The 20,067-nt window shown below is 29.7% G+C and carries 19 protein-coding genes and 1 other annotated feature; of the genes, 13 read left to right on the top strand and 6 right to left on the bottom strand.

The window, feature by feature from the left end; genetic code table 11:
- The first annotated feature begins 3 nt into the window (after positions 1 to 3).
- The 6 genes from pyrF (at position 4) to pflA (ending at position 6,525) form a co-directional block, all read left to right on the top strand.
- Positions 4 to 873, top strand: a complete 870-nt coding sequence (gene pyrF, locus RSF37_RS04435) for an orotidine-5'-phosphate decarboxylase (RefSeq protein WP_332563188.1) — start codon at positions 4 to 6, stop codon at positions 871 to 873.
- Positions 874 to 885: 12 nt separating this feature from the next.
- Complete coding sequence (locus RSF37_RS04430; RefSeq protein WP_332563187.1) at positions 886 to 1,626, top strand: dihydroorotate dehydrogenase electron transfer subunit; 741 nt, start codon at positions 886 to 888, stop codon at positions 1,624 to 1,626.
- A 13-nt stretch (positions 1,627 to 1,639) separates the two neighbouring features.
- The gene (locus tag RSF37_RS04425) at positions 1,640 to 2,536 is read left to right on the top strand and encodes a dihydroorotate dehydrogenase (RefSeq protein ID WP_332563186.1); all 897 of its coding nucleotides are present in this window, start codon (positions 1,640 to 1,642) and stop codon (positions 2,534 to 2,536) included.
- 31 nt (positions 2,537 to 2,567) lie between these two features.
- Positions 2,568 to 3,242, top strand: a complete 675-nt coding sequence (pyrE, locus tag RSF37_RS04420; protein WP_332563185.1) for an orotate phosphoribosyltransferase — start codon at positions 2,568 to 2,570, stop codon at positions 3,240 to 3,242.
- 219 nt (positions 3,243 to 3,461) lie between these two features.
- Positions 3,462 to 5,690 carry a formate C-acetyltransferase gene (pflB, locus tag RSF37_RS04415; protein ID WP_332563184.1) on the top strand — a complete coding sequence of 743 codons (2,229 nt, stop codon included), beginning with the start codon at positions 3,462 to 3,464 and terminating at the stop codon, positions 5,688 to 5,690.
- A 124-nt stretch (positions 5,691 to 5,814) separates the two neighbouring features.
- Positions 5,815 to 6,525 (top strand): pyruvate formate-lyase-activating protein, encoded by a 711-nt coding sequence (gene pflA, locus RSF37_RS04410; protein ID WP_332563183.1) that lies wholly within the window; start codon positions 5,815 to 5,817, stop codon positions 6,523 to 6,525.
- A 27-nt stretch (positions 6,526 to 6,552) separates the two neighbouring features.
- Here the strand turns inward: pflA and RSF37_RS04405 are convergent, their stop codons facing one another.
- Positions 6,553 to 6,816 (bottom strand): hypothetical protein, encoded by a 264-nt coding sequence (locus RSF37_RS04405; protein ID WP_332563182.1) that lies wholly within the window; start codon positions 6,814 to 6,816, stop codon positions 6,553 to 6,555.
- Between the two features lie 97 nt (positions 6,817 to 6,913).
- Complete coding sequence (locus RSF37_RS04400) at positions 6,914 to 7,525, bottom strand: 3'-5' exonuclease (RefSeq protein WP_332563181.1); 612 nt, start codon at positions 7,523 to 7,525, stop codon at positions 6,914 to 6,916.
- A gap of 246 nt (positions 7,526 to 7,771) precedes the next feature.
- Between RSF37_RS04400 and RSF37_RS04395 the strand changes: the two genes are divergently transcribed.
- The 4 genes from RSF37_RS04395 to RSF37_RS04380 all read left to right on the top strand — a co-directional run bounded on the left by RSF37_RS04395 (position 7,772) and on the right by RSF37_RS04380 (position 12,292).
- Positions 7,772 to 8,722 carry an L-lactate dehydrogenase gene (locus RSF37_RS04395; RefSeq protein WP_332563180.1) on the top strand — a complete coding sequence of 317 codons (951 nt, stop codon included), beginning with the start codon at positions 7,772 to 7,774 and terminating at the stop codon, positions 8,720 to 8,722.
- Positions 8,723 to 8,829: 107 nt separating this feature from the next.
- Positions 8,830 to 9,843 (top strand): aspartate--ammonia ligase, encoded by a 1,014-nt coding sequence (asnA, locus tag RSF37_RS04390; RefSeq protein WP_332563179.1) that lies wholly within the window; start codon positions 8,830 to 8,832, stop codon positions 9,841 to 9,843.
- A 268-nt stretch (positions 9,844 to 10,111) separates the two neighbouring features.
- The gene (locus RSF37_RS04385; RefSeq protein WP_332563178.1) at positions 10,112 to 11,545 is read left to right on the top strand and encodes an LCP family protein; all 1,434 of its coding nucleotides are present in this window, start codon (positions 10,112 to 10,114) and stop codon (positions 11,543 to 11,545) included.
- Positions 11,546 to 11,647: 102 nt separating this feature from the next.
- Complete coding sequence (locus tag RSF37_RS04380; RefSeq protein WP_332563177.1) at positions 11,648 to 12,292, top strand: site-2 protease family protein; 645 nt, start codon at positions 11,648 to 11,650, stop codon at positions 12,290 to 12,292.
- Positions 12,293 to 12,318: 26 nt separating this feature from the next.
- On the opposite strand, the gene RSF37_RS04375 is transcribed toward RSF37_RS04380, so the two are convergent.
- On the bottom strand, positions 12,319 to 13,830 hold the full coding sequence (locus tag RSF37_RS04375) for a Ppx/GppA phosphatase family protein (RefSeq protein ID WP_332563176.1): 1,512 nt from the start codon (positions 13,828 to 13,830) through the stop codon (positions 12,319 to 12,321).
- Between the two features lie 147 nt (positions 13,831 to 13,977).
- Positions 13,978 to 14,202, top strand: a binding site (T-box leader).
- Positions 14,203 to 14,293: 91 nt separating this feature from the next.
- On the opposite strand from RSF37_RS04375, the gene argS reads away from it, so the two are divergent.
- The 3 genes from argS (at position 14,294) to RSF37_RS04360 (ending at position 17,716) form a co-directional block, all read left to right on the top strand.
- Positions 14,294 to 15,988 carry an arginine--tRNA ligase gene (gene argS / locus RSF37_RS04370; RefSeq protein WP_332563175.1) on the top strand — a complete coding sequence of 565 codons (1,695 nt, stop codon included), beginning with the start codon at positions 14,294 to 14,296 and terminating at the stop codon, positions 15,986 to 15,988.
- Between the two features lie 367 nt (positions 15,989 to 16,355).
- Entirely contained in the window at positions 16,356 to 16,523 is a 168-nt protein-coding gene (locus tag RSF37_RS04365; protein ID WP_332563174.1) for a hypothetical protein, read from the top strand.
- An 80-nt stretch (positions 16,524 to 16,603) separates the two neighbouring features.
- Positions 16,604 to 17,716, top strand: coding sequence for an AI-2E family transporter (locus RSF37_RS04360; protein ID WP_332563173.1), 1,113 nt, complete (start codon positions 16,604 to 16,606; stop codon positions 17,714 to 17,716).
- Between the two features lie 48 nt (positions 17,717 to 17,764).
- Here RSF37_RS04360 and RSF37_RS04355 read toward each other — a convergent pair whose 3' ends face one another.
- From RSF37_RS04355 to RSF37_RS04345, 3 genes are read right to left on the bottom strand one after another with little or no spacing between them, the layout of a single operon-like run.
- Positions 17,765 to 17,896: a FeoB-associated Cys-rich membrane protein gene (locus RSF37_RS04355; protein ID WP_332563172.1), complete on the bottom strand. Its 132-nt coding sequence runs from the start codon at positions 17,894 to 17,896 to the stop codon at positions 17,765 to 17,767.
- Between the two features lie 15 nt (positions 17,897 to 17,911).
- Positions 17,912 to 19,678 (bottom strand): ferrous iron transport protein B, encoded by a 1,767-nt coding sequence (feoB, locus tag RSF37_RS04350; RefSeq protein ID WP_332563171.1) that lies wholly within the window; start codon positions 19,676 to 19,678, stop codon positions 17,912 to 17,914.
- 12 nt (positions 19,679 to 19,690) lie between these two features.
- Positions 19,691 to 19,912, bottom strand: a complete 222-nt coding sequence (locus RSF37_RS04345) for a FeoA family protein (protein WP_332563170.1) — start codon at positions 19,910 to 19,912, stop codon at positions 19,691 to 19,693.
- Between the last annotated feature and the right edge of the window lie 155 nt (positions 19,913 to 20,067).

Below are 20,067 nucleotides of genomic sequence, written 5' to 3'. Positions count from 1 at the left end.
TTTATGAAAAATATTATAGATAGATTATATGATAGAGTAGAAGAGAGAGGAGTTGTATGTGTAGGTCTTGATACAGACCTATCATACATTCCACAATTCATAAAAGAAGGAAGGAACAATAAAGAAGCTATATTTGAGTTTAATAAGATGATAATAGATAAAACATATGATGTTGCAGCATGCTTTAAAGTTCAAATAGCTTATTATGAGGCTCTTGGAATAGAAGGTCTTGAAGCTTATAGAGATACAGTAAAGTACCTTAGAGATAAAGGCGAAATCGTAATTGGGGATATTAAAAGGGGAGATATAGATGCAACTGCTAAAATGTATGCAAAAGCGCATTTTGAAGGGGACTTTGAAGTTGATTTTATAACAGTGAGCCCTTACATGGGTATGGATAGCGTAATGCCATATATTCCTTATATAGAGTCAGGAGAAAAAGGATTATTTAGCTTAGTTAGAACATCTAATAAAGGTGCAATAGATATAGAATATATAAAAGATAAAGAAAATAAAAATGTGTATGACATAGTTGGAGAGAAAGTTTTAAACCTTGGAAAACCTTACGTTGGAAAATGTGGTTATACTCAGCTTGGTGGAGTTATAGGATGTACTCATAAAGAAGAGGGAGCTAAAATAAGAGAAAACTTAAAAGAGATGTTTTTCTTAATACCAGGATATGGAGCGCAAGGTGGAAAAGCTGAAGATGTGGCACTTTACTTAAGAGACGGAAATGGTGGAGTAGTTAACTCGTCAAGAGGAATCCTATTAGCATATAAAAAGAGTAATGAAAATGAAGAAAAATTTGCTGACTGTGCAAGAGAAGAAGCAATTAGAATGAGAGACGAAATAAGAAGAGCTTGTGGTAAATAGGAGGAATTAAAAATGAGTATGGCATATGAAGAAGTAAAAGTTATAAGCAATGAGAGAATTAATAAGGAAGTATATAAATTAGTTGTAGAATCAGAAAGAGATATAAAATGCGGACAATTTTACATGATTAAAACTGAAAGATCATTGCTTCCAAGACCTATAAGTATATGTGAAAAAGAAGGGAATGAGCTAACTTTCATATATGCAGTAGTAGGGAAGGGAACAGAAGAGATGTCTACTCTTAAAGAAGGAGAAAAGATAAAGGTTACAGGACCTCTTGGAAATGGGTTTGATGTTTCAAAAGATCTTGGAAGAGTTTCAATAGTAGCAGGCGGTGTTGGAACTGCACCGATGATTCAAGTGTGTAAAGAACTTAGAAAAAATAATACTGCTAGAACTATTGATGTATATGCAGGGTTTAGAGATGAAGTTTATCTTATAGATGAGTTTGAAAAATACGGTGATAGTGTAAATATTGCTACGAATACAGGGGATAATGGAACAAAAGGATTTGTTACAGATATATTAGATACAAAAAAATATGATACAGTATTATGCTGTGGTCCAGAAGTTATGATGAAAAAGGTTGTAGAAATGTGCAAAGAAAGCAACACAAATGTTTTTGTATCAATGGAAAAGCATATGGCTTGTGGTGTAGGTGCTTGTCTAGTATGTACATGCAAGACTAAAGATGGCAATAAAAGAACATGTAAAGATGGTCCAGTATTTGATGGATACTATGTAGAACTATAGGAGGGACTTTAATATGTTGAAAGTTGATATAAATGGAATAGAGTTTAAAAATCCTGTTATAGCAGCATCAGGTACTTTTGGATTTGGTGAAGAGTATAACAATTTTTATGATGTAGGAATCTTAGGAGGAATATCTTCAAAAGGGCTTACAATAAATAAAAAAGAAGGAAACGATGGAGTAAGAGTTTATGAAACTCCAAGTGGAATGATGAATTCAGTAGGGCTTCAAAACCCAGGAATAGATGGATTTATAGAAAATGAACTTCAGAAGATGAAGAAGTTTGATACAAATATAATAGCAAATGTAGGTGGAGGGTGTATAGAAGATTATGAAATGGCAGTAAGTAAACTAAATAATACCGACATTGAAATAATAGAACTTAATATATCTTGCCCTAATGTGAAAAGTGGCGGAATGGCTTTTGGAATAAAAGGCGATGTTGCGTATGAAGTAGTTAAAAAAATGAAAGCTATAACTGATAAGCATTTAATGGTTAAGCTTTCACCAAATGCAGAAAATATTGTTGATATGGCAGTTAGATGCGAAGAAGCTGGAGCTGACTCTATATCACTTATAAATACATTAAAGGGAATGGCAATAGATATTAAAAATAAGAAACCTGTATTTAATAATATATATGCAGGCTTGTCAGGTCCTGCAATAAAGCCTGTAGCACTTAGAATGGTACATGAAGTAAGTAAAGCTATAAATATACCAGTTATAGGTTTAGGCGGAATAACAACTTATGAAGATGCTATAGAGTTTATTATGGCTGGGGCAACAGCGATTCAAATAGGAACAGTAAACTTTACTAATCCTATGGCAGGTAAAGAAATTATAGAAGGCATGGAAAGATTCCTAATTGAAGAAGGAATAAAAGATATAAATGAAATAAGAGGGATTATTTAAACTATAATATATTGTTTGGAGGAATTGTTTAATGGAAAATTATAAAAAAGAATTTATTGAATTTATGATAGAATGTGAAGTACTAACTTTTGGGGACTTTGTTACAAAGAGTGGTAGAAATACTCCATTTTTCGTAAATACGGGAAATTATAAAAAAGGAAGTCAACTTAAGAAGCTAGGAGAGTTCTACGCTAAAGCTATTAAAGAGAACTTTAATGATGAATATGATGTTTTATTTGGACCGGCATATAAAGGGATACCATTAACAGTTACAACAACAATAGCATTATCAGATTTATATAATATAGATGTAGATTATTGTTCAAATAGAAAAGAAGTTAAAGACCATGGTGACAAAGGAATACTTTTAGGTGGAAAACTAAAAGATGGTGATAGAGTTTTAATAGTTGAAGATGTAACGACAGCAGGAACTTCAATTTATGAGACAATGCCAATTTTAAAAGAACAAGGTGATGTGGATGTTAAAGGTCTTATAATATCAGTAGATAGAATGGAAAGAGGTCAAGGTGAAAAGTCTGCATTAACTGAAATTAAAGAAAAATTTGGGTTTAAAACATGTGCAATTGTAACTATGAGTGAAGTTATAGATTACTTATACAATAAAGAAGTTAACGGAAAAGTTTTAATAAATGATGAGATACTAGGAAGAATAAGAGAATATTATGAGAAGTATGGTACTAAATAAATCAAATGTTAATAAAATAGAAAAATAATACACATTTTCTACATAAAGGGCGTTAAATGTTAAAAAAACTTTTACATTTAACGTCTTTTAGTTTAAAATAGATAATGTAAATGAGTTTAATTAATGATAAATATTTTCAAATGAAAGTTATTATTGACTAAAGATTATTCTTTAATTATAATTAAACCATAAACGATGAGAAAGTGAGGCGAGGTTAATATGTTTAATCAATGGGAAGGTTTCAAAGAAGGGAACTGGAAAAAGGAAATAGACGTTAGAAATTTCATACAAAATAACTACACTCCGTTTGAAGGGGATGCTTCATTCTTAGCTGGTGCTACAGAAAACACTAAAAAGCTTTGGGATGATGTAAGTGAATTATTTAAGCAAGAAAGAGAAAACGGAGTTTTAGACGTTGATACTAAAACTGTATCTGGAATCGATGCTTACGAGCCTGGATATATAGATAAAGCAATTGAAAAAATTGTAGGTGTTCAAACAGATGCTCCACTTAAAAGAGCAGTTATGCCACAAGGTGGTATAAGAATGGCTGAAAACGCTGCTAAAGCTTATGGATATGAAGTAGATTCAAAAATATCAGAAGTATTCACAAAGTATAGAAAGACACATAACCAAGGTGTATTCGATGCTTATACAGATGAAATGAAATTAGCTAGAAAATATGGTATAGTAACTGGTCTTCCGGATGCTTATGGTAGAGGTAGAATCATAGGTGATTATAGAAGAGTTGCATTATATGGTGTTGATAGATTAATACAAGATAAATTAAAGCAAAAGAAGAGCTTAGAAGTTGGAACAATAGATGCTGATGTAATTCAATTAAGAGAAGAAATATCAGATCAAATAGTTGCTTTAAAAGAATTAAAATCAATGGGATTAAGCTACGGTTTAGATTTATCTGTACCAGCTAGCAATGCTAAAGAAGCAGTTCAATGGTTATACTTTGGATACTTAGCTGCAATCAAACAACAAAACGGTGCAGCAATGTCACTTGGTAGAACTTCAACTTTCTTAGATATTTTCATAGAAAGAGATTTAGAAGCAGGAGTTATAACTGAAGAGGAAGCTCAAGAAATAATGGATCACTTCGTAATGAAGCTTAGATTAGTTAAGTTCTTAAGAACTCCAGAATATAATGACTTATTCTCAGGAGACCCAACATGGGTAACTGAATCAATTGCTGGTATGGGAGTAGATGGAAGAACTTTAGTTACTAAGAACTCATATAGAGTACTTAATACACTTTATACTTTAGGACCATCACCAGAACCAAATCTTACAGTTTTATGGTCAACTAGATTACCACAAAACTTCAAAGATTTCTGTTCAAAGGTTTCAATTGATACAAGCTCTGTTCAATATGAAAATGATGACTTAATGCTTGAATACTGGGGAGATGACTATGCTATAGCTTGTTGTGTATCTGCAATGAAAGTTGGAAAGCAAATGCAATTCTTCGGAGCTAGAGTTAACTTAGCTAAGACTTTACTTTACACAATTAATGGTGGTAAAGATGAAAAGTCAGGAGTACAAGTAGGTCCTAAGATGGCACCAATAAATAGTGATTACTTAGACTACAATGAAGTAATGGAAAAATTTGATGCGATGACAGATTGGTTAGCAACTCTTTATGTTAATACATTAAACTGTATCCACTACATGCATGATAAGTATTCATATGAATCATTACAAATGGCATTACATGATAGAGATGTATTTAGAACAATGGCTTGTGGTATAGCAGGTTTATCAGTTTGTGCTGACTCATTATCAGCTATTAAGTATGCTAAAGTTAGACCAATAAGAAATGAAGAAGGAATAGCAGTAGATTTTGAAATCGAAGGAGATTTCCCTAAATACGGAAATGACGACGATAGAGTTGATGAAATAGCTGTATATCTTGTTAGAAACATGATGGATAAAATCAGAAAGAATAAGACTTATAGAAATGCATTCCACACTCAATCAATCTTAACTATTACTTCAAATGTAGTATATGGTAAGAAAACTGGTACAACACCATGCGGAAGAAAAGCTGGAGAACCATTTGCACCAGGAGCTAACCCTATGCACGGAAGAGATACAAGCGGATCATTAGCATCATTAAATTCAGTTGCTAAACTTCCATATGAAGATTCACAAGATGGTATTTCAAATACTTTCTCAATCATCCCAGATGCTTTAGGAAAGTCAGATGAAGATAGAATATCAAACTTAAGCAATCTTATGGATGGATACTTTGGTCAAAAGGCGCATCATTTAAATGTTAATGTATTTAATAGAGAAACATTATTAGATGCTATGGAAAGACCAGAAGAATATCCACAATTAACTATTAGAGTTTCAGGATATGCTGTAAACTTCATTAAGTTAACAAGAGAACAACAATTAGATGTTATAAACAGAACATTCCATTCAAAAATGTAATTTGAATTAAATTTATCCTCTGCTAGATTTTATTTAGCAGAGGATATATATTATAAATTGAAATAAGTAATTTAGTATTTATAAATTCTTTATTTCAATTTATAAATTTAGGAGGATATATACTATGACTATAGGAAGAATTCATTCGATAGAAACAATGGGCCTTGTTGATGGACCTGGGATAAGAATAGTAGTATTTTTTCAAGGATGTGCACTAAGATGTAAGTATTGTCATAATCCAGATACGTGGGAAAATGGATGTGGAGAAACATATACTCCAGAAGAAATAGTAAGTAAGCTTATAAAATATAAACCATACTTTGATACATCAAATGGAGGAGTAACATTCTCTGGTGGAGAACCATTACTTCAAAAAGAGTTTCTTATAGAAATTTTAAAGCTATGCAAAAAAGAAGGAATACATACATGTATTGATACTGCAGGTTTTGGACGAGGAGATTATGAAGAAATATTAAAGTATACAGATTTAGTTCTTTTTGATGTTAAAGATGTTACTAGAGAAAGATATAAAGCTATAACATTAAGAGATATGGATGAGTCAATTAAGTTTATGGAAGCACTTAATAAATCCAATGTAAAAGTGTGGGTTAGGCATGTTGTTGTACCTGGGCTTACAGATGGAGTGGACCATATAAGAGAACTTAAAAAATTTATTTCTAATATTAATAATGTAGAAAAAGTAGAACTTCTACCATATCATGTACTAGGAGTTAATAAATATGAAAAGATGGAACTTCATTATCCATTAGAGGGAGTACCACAAATGGATAAAGAAGTTATGAAAACATATAATGATATATTAAAGGAAATTTAAAAGGATTGAGCATAAATATGCTCAATCCTATTTTTTATTATTTTGTTTTCCCTTTTTCTTACCCTTTAAATTTTTACTTTTATCATCATTATTAGATGCAGCAAGTTCCTCTTTAGCTGCCTCTGCTTCTCTTTTAGCGATAAGCCTTTCAGGAGAATAAAAGTATACAACTGTAATTAAAAGTGATATTGCTGATGAAACTATAACGTTCTTAAATACGAAATCTAATAAGATTGTTATAATAAACAGAGAACATACAAATTTAATTAAAGTTTTAACTTGTGTACTCATAAATAATACCTCCCCCACCAAAAAAATGTACAATTTAAATTATACAGCATAATGGAAACAGTTACAATATTTAGGTATTGTAACTGTTTATTAATTATTATTTATTCATTATATCTGAAAAATATCCGTGTGGAATAATTCTTCTTTTTAATCCTTCAATAACAGTTAGATAAGTAGCTGCAGTATCAAATCTAGCATCGTGATAATTTCCACTGCCTTCAAATAACTCATTAGCTTTTTGTTCTATTTGTTCTTTTGATATATTTAAGAATGATATAACTTCTTCAAGTTTAGGGTTCTTATATGAACCATTTGGTTTTAAAAGCTTACAAACATCTTTGTAATAAGCCATAGTACAGAATGTTCTTTTAGCTTCATAGTTTTCACCAAGACCGATAAGTTCGCTGTGCATGAACTTTATATCAAAGTTTACATTATGACCAATTACAAAATCAGCTTCCATAAAATCATCAATAAATTCTCCGACAACATCTTCAAAATACATACCTGAAGATAGTTCATATAGTTTTTCTAAAGAAAATCCGTGAACTGCTTCAGCATTTGGATCCATTTCATCTACAGTAAAGAAGAAATTCTTACCTATAGTTGTTTGAGGTTTTGTTGATGTGTCTACAGTTATGTAGCTTAACTGGCATATATGGCCAGGACGTATACTTGTTGTTTCTGTATCAAAAAATAGTAATTTCATTAGATATCCTCCTAAATTTCCTTGTACATATAAAATAATTATATACTACATTTATAAATAAGAAAATAAAAATAAATCATAGCGATTTGGTAAGATTTATTGAATTTACTATAAAAAAATAGTATAATTAAAGAAAAAGTATATCAGACAAATATACTAGGAATTATTAATATTGTATTAATTAATAATAATAGTTTCAAATTTGGAGAAAATAAAGATTATATATACAATTAGGAGGAAATTTTTATGATAGTTGATGGAAAAAGAAAAGTGTCAATAATAGGGGCAGGTTTCGTTGGAGCTACAACAGCTTATGCATTAATGAATAGTGGTATAGCTACAGAAATATGCTTATATGATATAAATATGGAAAAAGCAGTAGGAGAGGTAATGGACTTAGTTCATGGTACATCTTTTGTAAAGCCTATAAACATATATGCAGGATCATTACAAGAAACTAAGGATTCTGATATAGTAATAATTACTGCAGGGGTTGGTCCTAAAGAAGGAGAGACAAGATTAGATATAATTGATAAGAACTATAAGATATTCCAAGGATTCGTCCCTGAAATCGCAAGATTAAGTCCTGGTGCAATATTACTAGTAGTATCAAATCCAGTTGATGTGTTAACTTATATAACTTATAAGCTATCAGGATTCCCTAAGCAAAGAGTTATTGGTTCAGGTACAGTGCTTGATACATCAAGACTAAAGTATGTACTAGGAAAGTATTTTAACGTAAATAATAATAATATACATTCATATGTAATTGGTGAACATGGCGATAGTGAAGTTGTAACTTGGAGCAATGGAAGAGTCGGTGGTGAAGACTTTGATATGTATGCAAAGCAAACTGGGCTTGAATGGGATAAGGAAATAAGAAAAGTAATTGAAGAGGATGTTAAAAATGCAGCCTATGAAATAATAAATAGAAAAAAAGCGACATATTTTGCAGTTGCACTTGCAGTTAATAGAATTGTTGAAGCAATATTTAGAGATGAGAACAGTATATTAACAGTTGGAACTTTATTTGAAGGACAATATGGAATAGAAGATATGTATTTAGCTATTCCGACTATAGTAAACAGACAAGGTTCTAAAGAAATAATAGAAATTTCATTATCTGATGATGAAAAGAAGAGATTAAAAGAGTCAGCTGAAATATTAAAAAAGCATTTAAATGAGTGTCATGTTTAATATTTCATAAAAAAAGTTAAAAATATTTAAAAAAACTGAAAAAAACTTTGTAATCCTCCTTGAAGTTGTATATAATAATATATAAATTTAAGGAGGGCTATTTATTTATGGAAAAAAGCAGTATTATAATACCAACAGACTATAAAAGCAGTTCTACATTGATTGAAACTGAGGTTTTTATTAAAAGTATAAAGGATTATTTTGAAAAGAATTTGGCTAATGAGTTAAATTTAATAAGAGTGTCAGCACCACTTTTTGTAAACTCAAGTTCAGGGTTAAATGATGATCTCAATGGGGTAGAGAGACCAGTAAAGTTTGACCTTTTAGCATCAGCAGAAGATGTAGAAATAGTACATTCACTTGCAAAGTGGAAGAGAATGAGTCTTCATAGATATGAATTTCCAGTAGGAAAGGGACTATATGCAGATATGAATGCAATTAGAAGAGATGAAGAACTTGATAATATACATTCTATATATGTTGATCAGTGGGACTGGGAACTTATAATAAACAAAGAGGATAGAAATTTAGAATTCTTAAGAGGAATTGTAAATAAAATCTATAGTGTATTTAAAAGTACTGAAAAGTATGTAAGTGAAAACTTAGTTAAAATACAAGAAGAACTTCCAGAGGATATATTCTTTATAACATCACAAGAATTAGAGGATATGTATAAAGATCTAACTCCAAAGGAAAGAGAAGATGCAATATGTAAAGCAAAAGGCGCAGTATTCATAATGCAAATTGGACATGATTTAAATTCAGGCGAAAAGCATGATGGAAGAGCACCAGATTATGATGATTGGAACTTAAATGGAGATATTCTTTTCTGGAACACAACATTAGACAAAGCTATCGAATTATCTTCAATGGGGATAAGAGTTGATGAAGTATCGCTTAGAGCTCAATTAAAAGAAGCAAATTGTGAAGAGAGAGAGAAACTTGATTTCCATAAATCATTATTGGAAGGAAAACTTCCTTATACAATAGGTGGAGGAATTGGTCAATCTAGAATATGTATGTATTTTTTAAATAAAGCACATATAGGAGAAGTTCAAGCTTCTGTTTGGGATGATGAAAATTATAAAATATGCAAAGAAAATGGTATAACATTACTATAAAATATAAAAATGGGTCGTTATTAAAAAACGGCCCATTTATTTTTAAAAGTTTTTTGCACATGAAATTTTAATGAGAAATAAATAAAATTTTAAGAAAATTGATGATAAATATAAAAAAAGTAAGAATTTTGAATAAATTTATACTAGTATATGTTATAAAAGTCTATTATAATAGTATTGTTAAAACAAAATTTACAAATAACTAAAAAAATTAACAAAGAAAAGGTTTTAATTAATAATAGTTTTTTATATATATAAGGAGGTATAAATGAGACACGAGGAAGATAAAAATAGAAGAGTTAAAAATAAAGAAAAGAAAAAGATGTCTACGAAGAAAAAAATATTAATATCAATAGGAATAGTATTACTTCTTATAATATTAAGTGCTGGAGCATTTTACTTATATGTAAGGGGTCAAATATATCAAGAAAATTCAGGAACTTCTCCAGAGGTTACTTATGAGGAACAAGCAGGAATTACAAACATATTATTAATAGGTACTGATGCACGTAAGCTTGATGAAGCAGCTAGAGCGGATGCCATTATAATTGCAACTATAGATAACAATCACAAGAAGTTAAAACTTACATCAATTATGAGAGATACATTAGTAGATGTAGAAGGTCATGGAGAACAAAAGATTAATGCTGCATTAGCTTTTGGAGGACCTGAACTACTTATGAAAACTATTAAAGATAACTTTGGAATAAGCTTAAATAAGTATGCTATGGTTAACTTTGGAGGATTCCAACAGATTATAGATGAAGTTGGTGGAATTGAAGTAGATGTACATGATTATGAAATTCCAGAATTGAATAAATTTATAGGTGAATATGAAAAAGATAAATCACCGAAAATAACAGAACCTGGAATGCAAAAACTAGATGGTCAACAAGCATTAGCATATGCAAGAATTAGAAAAGTAGGTAATGGAGATTACGAAAGAACAGAAAGACAAAGAAGGGTTATTGATTTAGTAACTCAAAAGTTTAAGGACTTAAGTCCGCTTAAGTATCCTTCTGTTATGGCTTCATTGTTACCATATGTTAAAACTAATATTGAACCATTTATGATACTTAACTATGCATACACTGCTTCTAAATTCCCAAGTTTAGATTTTGAACAATTAAGAGTTCCTTTTGATGATGAAATATCATGGGGAGGCCTTTATAAGAATTTAGGTTGGGTACTTATAGTTGATAAAGAGCAAAATGCTAAAATAATGGAAGATTTCATATTTAATGATAAGACACCAGATGCAAATAGTTACAGTGTCAAAGTGTGGAAAGATAAGCTTTCTGGATACCTTAATCAAAATAATCAACATATAGAAGAAAACGGACCGTTAAAAGAAGATGAAGATTATGATTATGTGCCACCTGTAAAGAATAATACAAATAAAAATAATAATACAAACACAAATAATAATAAACCGAACAATAACAATAAGCCTAACAATAATAATAATAGCAACAACAATAATGGAAATAACAACAATAATAACAATAGCAATAACAACAATAATAATGGAAATAACAACAACAACAGCAATAATAATGATGGTAACAATAATAATAATAATAATAATGGCAACACATCTAAGCCGGAAGAAAAGCCAGAGGAAAAACCACCGGTAGTGCCACCAACAAATGATCAACAAACAGGTAATAGTACTACTGATAAACCAAATAATAAACAATAATAAAAAAGTAGGTTTAAAATAAATAATTAAAACACAGCTTGTTTTTTTAAAGCTGTGTTTTATGTTATAATACTTTAAAATGGGGAAGGAGAAACGAGATATATGGATTATTTACTTTCGAAAATATTAATGCTTCCTGCTATATTGATAGGTTTTACATTTCATGAGTATGCTCATGCAAAAATGGCAGATAAATTAGGTGATAAAACACCAAGATTTCAAGGAAGATTAAATTTAAATCCAATAAATCATATAGATCCTATTGGGATGTTAATGATTTTATTTGTAGGGATAGGATGGGCAAAACCAGTACAGGTTAATCCATCAGCATTTAAGAATCAATATAAGGATGATTTAAAGGTGAGCTTAGCTGGACCTTTAGCTAACTTAGCTGTAGCTTTCTTTGGAGGAATTCTAGTATTTATAATAATGGTACTTGCCAATTATGGAATACTTAGAGGTACATTATTTCAAATTTTATTTAGTATTTCTATGCAAATAATTTCAATTAATGCAATGTTATTTGTATTTAACTTACTTCCATTACCAGGGTTAGATGGATTTAGTATATTTAGAGATTTAAGCCCAAAACATTTTTATAGATTATCAGATAAGATATATCAATATCAGTTTTTCATACTAATTGCAATAATATTTGTTGGAGGACCGATAATAAGTATACCAGTTAGATTTGTAACTAATATAATAATGAATTTAGCTCAAATGCTACTCATGTTTATATTTTAAAAAAGCAGCCTTAAAGGCTGCTTTTTTTAATCTATTTGATCTATTAGTAAATTTCTATTAAATATTTCTTTAAATGAATAGGCGCTTCTCATTGCTTGACGTATTTCTAATTCTAAATTTAAATCAGATTTAAGTTCAAGCTTTACAGTTTCTGTAGATATAATAACATTAATATCCTTAACAGCACCTTCTAAGCTTCTATCTAATCCTTCAGAAATTCTAAGTATGGCTCCCATATATTCAATAGTTTTAACATCAATTTTATTTATTACAGAACAAAATTGTGGAAACGGAATATGGTAGTGATTATTTCTATGAGATGCTGCAACTGCTGCACTTAAAAAAAGTTCCTTATGTGTTAATCCATTTATACATGAATTTAAAATTACATAAAAACTGTGTTTATGATGATTATAGTAATCAATACTTATTCCACAGTCATGTAAAAGGGAAGCTGTTCTTAAAATTCTTGGACAACGAGAATCAAGTTTATGAAGAGGTCTAAGTTCTTCATATAATTTTTGTGCTATTAAATAAACATGTTTTGCATGATTTCTATTAATATTAAGTTTATTTATAATACCTTCAATACTAAAGGAAAGCATATCTTTGTCGTATCCATATTTAGTATCAACATATTCATACATAATACCTTCTCTAAGTCCTCTAGAAGATGTAATAACATCACTAGTGTTTGTATATGTAAGTATGTTTTGGAATATACAAAGTCCTGCAACAATTATATCAGCTCTTTCACGTGGAAGACCATCAACCATTTTACGCTGTTTAAGACTTTTACATTTTAATAGATTATATATATCATGAACATCGATATCGTTAAGTGTATAATTATGGGCAACTCCAAAAGGATACCTTTTTCTAATTCTATCAAGTTGACCTAAGCACTTAATAGTACCACCAACCCCTATTATAGAATCGAATTTACACTCTTTAAGCCAAGGACAATCATTTAAAAGTTCCAGTATATTAGAAACTGCAGCTTCAAGGTCCTCTCTTAAAATTCTATCACCTAAGTTGTATTCAGTTGTTAAATTAAGCGTTCCAGCTGGTAGTGAATGATATTTTACTATTTCACCGTCTTTTACCCATGCTAGGTGAGTAGCTGTACCTTCTATATCAACAATAAGTGAATTGTTAAAGTATATAGTATTTGATACTCCTAGAAAGTTATAATATATTTCTTTTTCTATATTTAATATAGTTATATCGATACCTAATTCAGCTTTAATCAAACTAATAAGAGAATCGCTGTTTGAAGCGCTTCTAAAAGATTCTGTAGCAATTGCAATTATTTTTTCTGCCCCTGATACTTGACACATGGATTTAAAAACTCTAAGAGTTGATAATGTAATATTTAATTTCTCTTCAGAAATTTCAGTTCCATCAACTAAATCCTGACATAATCTGATAGATGTATTAAGTTCATCTATAGGTCTAAAATAACCATCCTCTTCAACTTCGTTTAATGTAAGGGTTACTGAATTTGCTCCGATTTCAATGACACCAATTCTTTTCATAACAAACTCCTTAAATAGCAATTAATTTTAAATATTTATGTCTATTATACAACATTTTCAATATGAGTGTGCTAAATATAATAATATTTAAGTATTTGTTGACATTGCTTAAGGAAACTATGTATAATATATGAAAGAAAGTAGAATATAAATTCTGTGATGAGGAGAGTAAATTAATCGATTCTTCTAGCGAGTAAGGGCATTTTGGTGTAAGCCTTATAAGATAGATTATTTGAAACAGAACCTCTAAGAAGCGCCTGAAATGAGTAGGGATAGCCGCAAATTCATCATTTGCGTTAACAAAAAAGAGTGGCATTTCTTTATGCAAGTAGAGTGGTACCGCGGAAGAATTGATATTATTCCGTCTCTTATTATTATTTATTATAATAAGAGGCGTTTTTTTATGCACATAATTATGTTTTACGTAAATATAGAAGAGAAAAATATATAGGAGGAATTTAAAATGGATTATAAAGAAATAATTTCAAAATTAATAAAAGAGTACGTTGATCTAGATATAGAAGATATCAAGAAGCTTATAGAAACACCACCAAAGTCAGATATGGGGGATTTTGCATTCCCATGTTTCCAATTAGCTAAAGTTATGAGAAAAGCTCCAAACATGATAGCACAAGATTTAGCTTCAAAGTTAAATAAGGATGGATTTGAGAGAATAGAATGTTTAGGACCATATGTAAACTTCTTTGTTGATAAAGCATCATTTACAAAAAATGCAATTGAAACAGTTTTAACTGAAGGAGATAACTACGGTAAGTCAAATATAGGAGAAGGTAAAAATGTATGTGTTGAATATTCATCACCAAATATAGCAAAGCCTTTCCATGTAGGTCACTTATTTACTACATCAATAGGAAACTCTCTTTATAAGTTATTTAAAGAGGAAGGATATAATACAGTTGGAATAAATCACTTAGGAGACTGGGGAACTCAATTTGGTAAGCTTATAGCAGCTTATAAAAGATGGGTTGATGAAGAAGCACTTGAAAGAGAACCAATTGCAGAACTTTTAAGAATATATGTTAAGTTCCATGATGAAGCAGAAAAGGACCCATCATTAGTTGATGAAGGAAGATTACACTTCAAGAGATTAGAAGAAGGTGCAGAAGAAGAAACTGCTTTATGGAAAAGATTTAGAGAACTTAGCTTAAAAGAGTTCAATAGAGTATATGATCTTTTAGGTGTAAAATTTGATTCACTTGCAGGAGAAGCATTCTATAATGATAAAATGCAAATCGTAATAGATGAATTAAAAGAAAAGAACCTTTTAACAGAAAGTAATGGTGCTCAAGTTGTTATGCTTGATGAGTATAATATGCCACCTTGTATAGTATTAAAAGGTGACGGAGCAACTATATATGCAACAAGAGACTTAGCAGCTGCATGTTATAGAAAGAAGACATATGACTTTGATAAGAGTATTTATGTTGTTGGAACACCTCAAGCACTACACTTTAAGCAAGTATTTAAAACTTTAGAACTTGCTGATAAAGAATGGGCTAAAAATTGTGTTCACGTAGGATTTGGATTAGTTAAATTTGCAGATGGTGGAATGTCAACTAGAAAGGGTAAAGTAATCCTTCTTGATGAATTATTAAATGAAGCAATTCAAAAGACACTTGAAATAATAAATGAGAAAAATCCAGAATTAGAAAATAAAGAAGAAGTAGCTAAGAAGATAGGTATTGGAGCTGTTGTATTCACATATCTTAAGAACTCAAGAGAAAAGGATATAATCTTTGATTGGAAAGAGATACTTTCATTTGAAGGAGAAACAGGTCCATATGTTCAATATTCATATGCTAGAGGAAATAGTATATTAGAAAGAGCTTCTAATATAGATTTCTCAAATGTTGATTATAGTAAGTTAAATACTAAAGAAGAATTTGAACTTATAAAAGCATTAGAAGGATTTAAAAAGAATATTCATTTAGCGGTTGAAAAACTAGAGCCATCAGTTATGTCAAGATATGTAATTGATGTAGCTAAGTTATTCAATAAATTCTATAATGCACATTCAGTATTAAATTTAGAAGATGAAGAACTTAAAAAAGCAAGACTTTCATTAGTTAAAGCAAGCTTACAAGTAATTAAGAACGGATTAGGATTACTTGGAATAGATGTAGTAGAAAAAATGTAATTTTTCATTCAAAAAGGTTATTACAAAATATTTTGTAGTAGCCTTTTTATTTTAAATTTAAATATTAACTAGTAATGAATAATGTTAACTAATTGATAAAAATGACAAAAAGTCTTACTTTGTGATAAAAAGTACTATATAATATCTATTATTGAGTACTTGGAAATTAATTATTATATAGTATGGAATACAAGGTAATGAAAAATATAGTATGCAAGTAAAAAAAAATAGCGTATCCCTAGATTTCCCTAATGTTAACATTCTATTTTCAAGTTATTAAAGTTTAAGTACATTTAATAATTCTATTTCCATAATACTTAAATAAATTATATATTTATAATTTCACAGTATAATTAACGGGTTAAATATGGTAAAGTTTATTGAGAAAATTGAGAGAAAAATTTCAAATGATTATATGGTTAGTTATGAGAGAATTTGTACTGTTAAGAAAATTATAAGAGATTTAGAAAATATTTGGCAAGCTGTTCAATGTAGTAATTGTACAGCTTTTTTTATTATTATAATAATATGTTAAGAATCATAGTAAAGTCAATAAGTAAAAGAGAGTTGTGGTATAATTTATTAAGATATATAAGGAAAGTGAGGAGTAGAAAAGTGGGCTTTAACAAATATTTAAAATACAAAGATATACTTATACTTGTTGTTTTGGCGTTTATAGGTTATAAAATAGTAGATAATTATAACGTATATTTTTCATTAATCAAGAAATTTATCGTTGTAATGACTCCATTTATATATGCATTTATATTTGCGTATATATTAAATCCTGTAATGAAATTATTTGAAAAAAAATTTCATTTAAAGAGGGGGGGAGCGGTAGCTGGAACATATATTATTGTTGCAGGTATACTAGTTTTAATTGGAGTGTTCGTTGTACCGAGTATTATAGATAGCATAATATCAATTACAAAAGAAATTCCAAGTTATGTAGATACAGTGCAAGGGTGGTTTAATGCAGCTCTTAAGCATGATAAAGTATATACTATTATGCAAGATTCAGGGGTTCTTTCAACTTTATCTATGGTATCAAGCAAAATTGGAACTATATTAATGTCAGTATTAGAAAATACAGCAGGATCACTTTTAACAATTACAACAGATATAATAATGTTTTTCTTTGGTTTTTTAATTTCTATCTATATTCTTATAGATAAAGAGAGATTCATAAAGCAAGCAAAAATAATTACTGTAATGATATTAGGAGAAAAGAGAAGCAAAAGTTTAATTGGCTTATGCAGAACATATAATAAGATGATAGGGGCTTATATAGGAAGTAAGGCGTTAGATTCATTAATAATTGGATTAATGTCACTTGTTGGACTTATGATACTTCAAGTACCATATGCTATATTACTTGCTATAGTAGTTGGATTTACAAATATGATCCCATACTTTGGACCATTTGTTGGTGAAGTTGTATGTTCAATAGTTGCACTATTTGTATCACCTTGGAAGGCTCTTAGTGTATTTATATTCTTATTAGCACTACAACAATTTGATGCATGGTACTTAGAACCTAAAATAGTAGGTGGTAAGGTAGGCGTTAGTCCATTCTTAATAGTTCTTGGAGTTACAGTCGGAGGAGGCTTTTTTGGACCTATAGGGATGCTTTTAGCATCACCAACTGTTGCAACATTAAAAGTTTACTATGATAGGAAAGCAAGTAAGTTTGAATCAAAAGAAGAAGATGTAATAAATAATTTATAATATAAAAATAAAAGCATCAAAGAGATTTAATCTCTTTGATGCTTTTTTTTATTTTCTAGATGGACATTTCTTATTGCAACCGCTACAACCGCTACAATGTCCTTTAGAAGATTTCTTTATATTTTTGTATAGTATATATGCAGCTAAAGCTACGATACCAACTGTTATTACTATTTCCATTTATATCACCTTCATTTAAATAAATAATCCACCAATATTGTAGATTAAGAATGCAACAACCCAAGCTAGTACTAGTTGATAAGCTACTGAGAACAACATCATCTTTGTTCCATATTCCTTCTTCATAGTACCAACTGCAGATACACAAGGTACATAAAGCAGTATAAATGCTAAGAATGAGTATGCTGACAATGCAGTAAAGAATGTTGGTAAAATTGTTCTTAAGTCACCAGCAAAAATAACTTCCATTGTAGAAACAACTGTCTCTTTAGCAAGCATTCCAGAAAGTAATGATACTGAAGATTGCCAGTTACCAAAACCAAGTGGAGCGAAGATAGGAGCTATAAATGATCCTATACTAGCTAGTATACTATTATCAATGTTATCAACCATTCCGCTGAAGTTAAAGTTTGATAAGAACCATATAAGTACGCTCATTGCAAAAATGATTGTACCAGCTTTCTTTAAAAAGCCTTTACCTTTATCAAAAGTTTGTTTGCATATTGATTTAAGTTGTGGAAGTTTATAATTTGGTAATTCTATTATGAAAGGTTCTTCATCCTTTTTAAATAGAGTATTCTTAAATAAAATTCCAAGTAAAAATGCTATAACAACACCTAAAAGATAAAGTGAAGCAACAACGAGTCCTCTATGTTCAGTGAAAAATACTGAAGCAAATAGTGCATAAACTGGAAGTCTAGCATTACATGACATTAAAGGAACAAGAAGAGCTGTAAGCTTTCTATCTTTTTCACTTTCTAATGTTCTAGCTGACATAATAGCCGGAACTGTACAACCAAATCCAACTATCATAGGAATAAATGCTTTTCCAGACAGTCCCATTCTTCTCATTATTTTATCCATTAAAAATGCAACTCTTGCCATATATCCACTGTCTTCTAAAAATGTTATACAAACAAACAATGCAAGTATAACTGGTAGAAGAACAAGTATACCACCGACACCTCCAATTACACCATCAATAATAAGTGATTGGAACCAAGGTGCAGTATTTGCAAGAACAACATGATGCATCCAAGGCATAAACGAATCATTTAATAATCCATCAAGTAAATCTGATAGTGGTTGTCCAACCCAAGAAAATGTAAATTGGAACATAAATGCCATTATAAGAATAAATAATGGATAAGCAAGCCAAGGATTTAAAAATACCTTATCTAACTTTTCAGTTAATGTCTTTTTATTAGGATTTTTCTTTTGTAAACATTTAGTAGTTACTGATTCTATGTATGTATAAGCTTCTTTTTCACTTTTAAAGTTAAATTTTTCACTATCATTTGCAACAGCATGACTATTTTTTTCTAAAGCATCTTTAATCAAATCAATGCCTTGTTTCTTTGCAGCTATTATAGGAATAACTATAACTCCAAGTTCTGAAGATAGCTTGTCATAATCAATTTCATATCCTCTACTATTAACAACGTCGATCATGTTTATAGCAAGTATGATTGGTTTATTGAATTGTTTAAGTTGAGTAGTTAAGTAAAGGTTTCTATCTAAGTTAGATCCATCTACTATATTAAGTATTACATCTACATCATCATTTTCTAAAAAGTTTTTAGCTACAGTTTCTTCGTGTGAGAATGTATCCATAGCATATATTCCTGGTAAGTCTACTATTTTCATATCTTTATAGTAGCCTTCCTTTTTCTCTACAGTAACTCCAGGCCAGTTACCTACGTATTGTTTTGATCCCGTTAATGCATTAAATAAAGTTGTTTTACCAACATTTGGATTACCGAGTAGCGCTATTGTTGTCATTTGCATTCCTCCTTATGTTAGCAATATAATATTTTTAGCATCTTTTTTTCGTATAGCTAAATCAAATCCTCTGAAATTAACTATAAGGGGATCTCCAAGTGGAGCTACTAATTTCATTAGTATTTCTGTACCCTCTATACAGCCAAGTGCTAATAGGCGTTTTGTTAATTTACTATTACCTTCAATATTATTTATAATTCCGCGTTCTCCAGGTTTTAAATTTATTAATTCCATTTATCTTTACACCTCGCAATGAAAATCATTATCATACTATTATAATATCACTATATGAATTTATAAGTCAATGTTTAATGTAAATTTATATAAATTAAAAATTTTGGTAATAATATAATGGGATAATATATTTATATGTAAAAATTTATATTGCA

It is taken from the genome of Clostridium sp. (assembly GCF_036643715.1).
In the GTDB taxonomy this organism is placed as follows: Bacteria; Bacillota; Clostridia; order Clostridiales; family Clostridiaceae; genus Clostridium.
This window is presented reverse-complemented; position numbering and strand designations above follow the sequence as displayed.